2 protein-coding genes are annotated in these 6,081 nt (G+C 34.8%); both read right to left on the minus strand.

All coding sequences use genetic code 11. From position 1 onward, the window contains the following. Positions 1–2,762, minus strand: a 2,762-nt coding sequence (locus SB773_RS29600; protein WP_410593767.1) for a Cna B-type domain-containing protein, incomplete at its 3' end; no start/stop codon positions are given. Positions 2,763–4,650: 1,888 nt separating this feature from the next. Next, the gene (gene tnpB / locus SB773_RS29605; protein WP_410593769.1) at positions 4,651–5,772 is read right to left on the minus strand and encodes an IS200/IS605 family element RNA-guided endonuclease TnpB; all 1,122 of its coding nucleotides are present in this window, start codon (positions 5,770–5,772) and stop codon (positions 4,651–4,653) included. Between the last annotated feature and the right edge of the window lie 309 nt (positions 5,773–6,081).

Genomic DNA, 6,081 nt, shown 5'->3' on the forward strand with positions numbered 1-6,081 from the left:
TACGCATTGCCTTCGGCATCATATGCCGCTAAGTCTTTGAATCCATATTTCCAACCTGTTGCTTCACTTACTTCTTGTGTATTGATGACCTGACCGTTTTGTAGTACATCTACTTTGATTGTTTTCGGACGATCTGTCGCATTGCCATCTTTCCACGTTTTTGTTCCTTCTACTGTTGTTTGCGCTACTTTTGTATTCGTAATGTCATAACCGTGAACTTCGGATTTATATCCATCTACTGGTTGTTCTTTTACTTCATACTTGTACGCGTTGCCTTCGGCATCATATGTCGCTAAGTCTTTGAATCCATATTTCCAGCCTGTTGCTTCACTTACTTCTTGTGTATTGATGACCTGACCGTTTTGTAGTAAGTCTACCTTGATTGTTGCCGGACGATTTGTTGCGTTTCCGTCCTTCCACGTTTTTGTTCCTTCTACTATTGTTTGCGCTACTTTTGTATTTGTAATGTCATAACCTTTTACTTCAGATTTATATCCATCCACCGGTTGTTCTTTTACTTCATACTTGTATGCATTGCCTTCGGCATCATATGCCGCTAAGTCTTTGAATCCATATTTCCAGCCTGTTGCTTCACTTACTTCTTGCGTCGCAACCACTTTGCCATTTTGTAGTAAGTCTACTTTGATTGTTGCCGGACGATTTGTTGCGTTTCCGTCCTTCCACGTTTTCGTACCTTCTACTGTTGTTTGTGCTACTTTTGTATTCGTAATGTCATAACCATGAACTTCAGATTTATATCCATCTATCGGTTGTTCTTTTACTTTATACGTATAAGCAACACCGCTCGCATCATATGATTCTAAATTTGTAAATGTATATTTCCAACCATTTGCTGCTGTAACGTCCTGTGTTTCGATTACATTTCCATTTTGTAGTAAGTCTACTTTGATCGTTACCGGACGGTCTGTTGCATTTCCGTCTTTCCACGTCTTCGTTCCTTCTACTGTCATTTTCGCTACTTTTGTATTTGTAATATTGTAGCCATTTACTTCCGATTTGTATCCCGCCACCGGTTTTTCTTTTACTGTATACGTATAAGCAACACCATTTGCATCATATTGCGCTAAGTCTGCAAATGTATACTTCCAACCGTTTGCCGCTGTTACTTCTTGTGTTTGGATTACGTTTCCATTTTGCAATAAGTCTACTTGGATTGAGCTTGGACGATCTGTTGCATTGTTGTCATTCCAAGTTTTCGTTCCTGAAACAGATGTTTTTGCATCTTTTGTATTCGTAATGTTGTAGCCATTTACTTCCGATTTGTATCCCGCTACCGGTTTTTCTTTTACTGTATACGTATAAGTATTACCATCATTATCATATGCTGGTAAATCTGCAAACGTATAGTTCCAGTTATTCGCTGCTAATACATCTTGTGTTTGGATTGAATTTCCATTTTGCAGTAACTCTACTTGGATTGAGCTTGGGCGATCTGTTGCATTGTTGTCATTCCAAGTTTTCGTTCCTGAAACAGATGTCGTTTTCACTTTATTCGGAATAGTAAGCTTTACGCCTTTTTCAGCATTTGCATCAATTTTAAAAGGCACTTTTACTTGCGGATCGAAATCCAAATAGTTTGGACCCGCAATCTCCTGTACATAGTAATTGCCTGGGTCTAAATCTGGAACCTCCACCATACCTTGTCCATCCGTTGTATACGTACCGCCAATTTGCTGACCTGACTCTGTATATAAGTTAAATGAAACATTCGGTATAAATTTTGTTTCATCTCCGGCAATGTGCTTCACAATTCTTACCGTTCCTTTAGGAGGTAAATCGCCTTGCGCACCACCGCCCTGATCGATATTGTTAACTCTGGCACTACCCGAAGTTGATACAGGATTTTCATTCGTAATCTTGTAATCAACCGTATATTGATTATCAAAATATGGTTGACTCTTTCCACTTGCAGTTATAGTAGATGTGTAGGAGAAAGCAAAAGTAATACCGCTTGCCTTATCCTTATTCATCACAACTTTAAACGCGTTATCACCCATAAAAGTAACCGTTCCATAACCTTGGGCTTGGAATGCTTCAGGTGTCATTGGAGCGGCAAATCCTCCAATACGGAAACTATCTTGATTAAGTGTTTGTCCCGGTCCCAAAGTATCTGTCAAAACAATATCTGTATCTACATTTTGTTTTGCACCATTTATATTTAACCACCAATTTACTATATTGGTATCTTCCGGTTTAATACTGCCCCCTTTAGAGTGCATTGTTCCAGGGCTAGTCCCCCCATTATTAGTTGGACCAGTAATCGTTACTTTTTGAGACTCTAAATTTGTACCTAGATCCGTATTGATTGTTTTCTTTTCTCCCGCTGCTACATCCTGAGTCGCTTCAACTTGAAAATAAAAATGTCCCCTAACATTTAGAAGTTTCTCAGCTACATCACTAAATGTACATACCACATTAGTTGTATTTATTTGACAAGTACCAAAATTTTGCCCTTGCTCATTGTTCAATGGAATCGTTCCCTTGAATCCTTTTAATTCCGGGGGTAACGCTAATGTTAATGTATCTCCCGTTTTTATTTCCAATCCAGGTTTTTCACTAAAATTAACGCGTATTCTCGTCTGTTCACCAACATTTAGTTCCGTTTTATCGAATGTAAAACTATCAACTAGTCCTATTTTATTTAATTCTTGTGCATTTGCTATTATAGATGTGAAATTCTGACCTATAGTAAATATAAAAATCATTATAATCGAAAAAATCGAAGTTACTCTTTTTATCATGTCATTCTCCTATAAATTATTATTAGATGGATTCTAATATGAATATACAATGACAATGACTTAATAGGCTGATGGCATTCCGTTTCTTTCAACTGTTATAAACTAAAAACTTGAAAATAGATTTCTATAAACAATTTTTCTACTCTCCAATAAGCTTCAATTCTTTAATCTAACATTAATTTTACTAAGTTTACTATTTACAAGTTTAATAGTTATTGATATTATTATAACTATTGAATTTACGTGTATCATCATTCCTATCAAATCTTGAAAGCTTTTATCATATCTACCATCTTATGGATAGCATAAATTTCTGATTAATAATGTTTTCATTTCGATGCTATTAGTTTATTCATACCACTTTTCATTATTTTCAGATTCATAGCATCAGTATGTACCAATTTGATAGCACCTTCTTATTGATTCATAATTTTATTTACCAGAACCTTTTGCCCCCTCCTACAGGCATTATCCCCATGCTCTCATCCATAATATAAAACTATTTAGATACCAAAAATAGCTTCTGTAACTTTTGTAACTGATTTTGTAATTAAAAAAACCACACATAAATTAATACCTCATTTGGGATAAACTCTATATTTTATACTCCCTCTACATACACCGAAATGTCATCCTTAAGTGCTTGTGCTAAACCTCTGCTTAAATTTTGATTCATTTAGTAAAAACGACAAATAATTTTGTTTATTCATGTACCTCTTATATATCATTTCCTATTTTTATAATTAAGTAGTCCTATGCTTTTTAAAAGAATGAACAGTAACGTTCACTAATTTGTGTTAGCTTATGAATTTAGAATTTTAATCACAATCTACATGACTTATAAACTCTATGGCTAAATCTCGCTACACCAAACCTTCAATTAAATTCTCAGCATAATGATTAGACTCATAATTAATTGTAGTTGCTTATTTCTTTATTTGCATGAAACCAAACTTCACATTGCTAGATTGGTACAATGGCCTCAATTCCCTTTACAAATATTTTTAATAAATGTGCACTTAAGTGATTAAGGTGTCATAAGAATAACAGAATACTCACACTCTACTTTTACCAATTAATCACATCTCAGTCACCTCGCTATCTATACCCGATATAATATATAAAATAAAACAAAGAAAGAGTAGTAAGCGTAAATATCAATTAGACGTATATTAGACTGAATTTTCAATATTTTCGGTTTAAAGGAGGATCTTTTTCAACTACTCTTTCTTTGTATTATGAGTTTAGCACTAAATATAAAGTATAACAAGACAAAAAAATTCAAATTTCGCATAATTTCGACATTTTTTTCACAAAACAATACTGGCCGTTAATTCGTATGAGTTACCATATATATCCATCAACTTAAGAATTTTATAACGCTCTCAAAATAGAATTGTACATTTTCATCTTGAGAAGTTATTTTTTTATTTTGGGGATATTTTCTTAGCTTGATGGTGATGGAAAGTGACCCCAATTAAGCTAATTCCCCCATTTCGCAGATATGAGCAAAAACACCCAAATAATATCTTTTTTGAATTGTTTTACTTTAAAGTATCTAACTTATTACGCTTCCGTTTATCTTTTCAAAAGCATAACTTCGTTTCGAAAGCTTTGCAACAGAACCAGAAATATATAGTATCACATCAAAGAACATAAATCTATATTGATTTTTTTTTAATAATTTATATATAATTATAATGATTATAAATTAAAAGTCAATCTCAATTAGATAAGAAGGGGGAATATAGACATGACAAAACATTTAGCCGGAAAGAAAGCCCATGTTTCGAAATGAATGAAGTACTGTCAATTGAACTACCCCCACTTTCACTTCGTTTAGAAGTGAGGGATTCCTAAGTAAAGAGTTCTAACGAACTCTAATTGATTAGGCTAGCTCCACAGTCCTTGTGGTTAGAAGCCTTATCGCTTCATTCTTTAGATTAATACTTGCGTTAATATCCCTATCATGGTGTGTACGACAAGAAGGGCAGTCCCATTTACGTAGGTTTAGATTTTTAACGTCTTTGTTTTGATATCCACAACAAGAACATAATTGGCTGGAAGCAAATGTTTTTGATACAACAATGACTTGTTTGCCGTACCATTTTGCTTTGTATTCTAACATGGATCGAAATTGCGACCATGATACTTCACTAATCGCTTTTGCTAACTTATGATTCTTTAACATATTCGATACTTGCAAATCCTCTATACCGATAACATCGTGGTTTTTGATGATTTCAGTTGAGACTTTGTCCAAGTAATCTTTTCTAGCATTCGTCATGTATTCATGAATTCTAGCTACTTTTACTCGCTGTTTATTCCAGCGAGAAGATCCTTTTATTCTTCTAGAAAGAACACGCTGCGCTTTCGCCAACTTCTCTTCTAATGACCGAAAAAACTTCGGATTTTTATAGGTTGTTCCATCTGACAAAATGGCGAAATCTTTTAGTCCCACATCCATTCCGATGTAAGATTGTGTTTTTGGAAGTTCTTGCACTTCTGTTTCAACTAGCAATGACACAAAGTATCTGCCAGAAGGGTTCCGTCTAACTGTAGCATTTACAATACGTCCCTTTACTTCGCGACTCTTGGCAAATCGAACAAGACCTAGTTTCGGCAACTTTATCTTTTTTCCTACAATGGCAATGTTTTCATTTGTTTGTTTTGTGGTGTAAGATTGTACGTTGTTTTTCTTAGATTTGAAACGCGGGGTACTAGTTTGTTTTTTGAAAAAGCGTGTATAAGCATCCGCAAGGTTGCGAACAGACGACTGAATCGCAATACTATCCACTTCTTTGAGCCAAACAAACTCTTTCTTCATGGCAGGAAGTTTGGCAGAGCATGTACCATATGTCAAACCTTTCCCTGTCTCTTTGTATGCGTTATCCCATAGAGATAGGAAATGATTGAATACAAAACGAGAACAGCCAATCGTTTTATTAATTAGGGTTGCTTGTGTTTTATTTGGATAGATACGAAATTCATATGCTTTATTAATCATCATTCATTTCACCTCCATTTAGGCATGTGTCTATTGTATAACAAACGTACATTCGATAGATAGTGAAGTAACAGTTTATGTATGTCGAACAATTAAGATGGCTTCCTGCCATCTCTTGTCCGAAGCCCATTCATCTCCCACCTACTCACTTCGCGTTCCTTGAGGAAGGAGTCTTCTTGGCTAAAATGATAAAATTGGAACCCAAATTAGATTACAAAATCGATTTTGGGTATTGTGATATGATCCCCTTATAGTAGACAGTTGAAAGAAAGTTACTTTACTGTTTATTATGGAGGGGATTTTTTTATGGGG

It is taken from the genome of Bacillus sp. SIMBA_074 (assembly GCF_046534555.1).
In the GTDB taxonomy this organism is placed as follows: domain Bacteria; phylum Bacillota; class Bacilli; order Bacillales; family Bacillaceae_G; genus Bacillus_A; species Bacillus_A mycoides.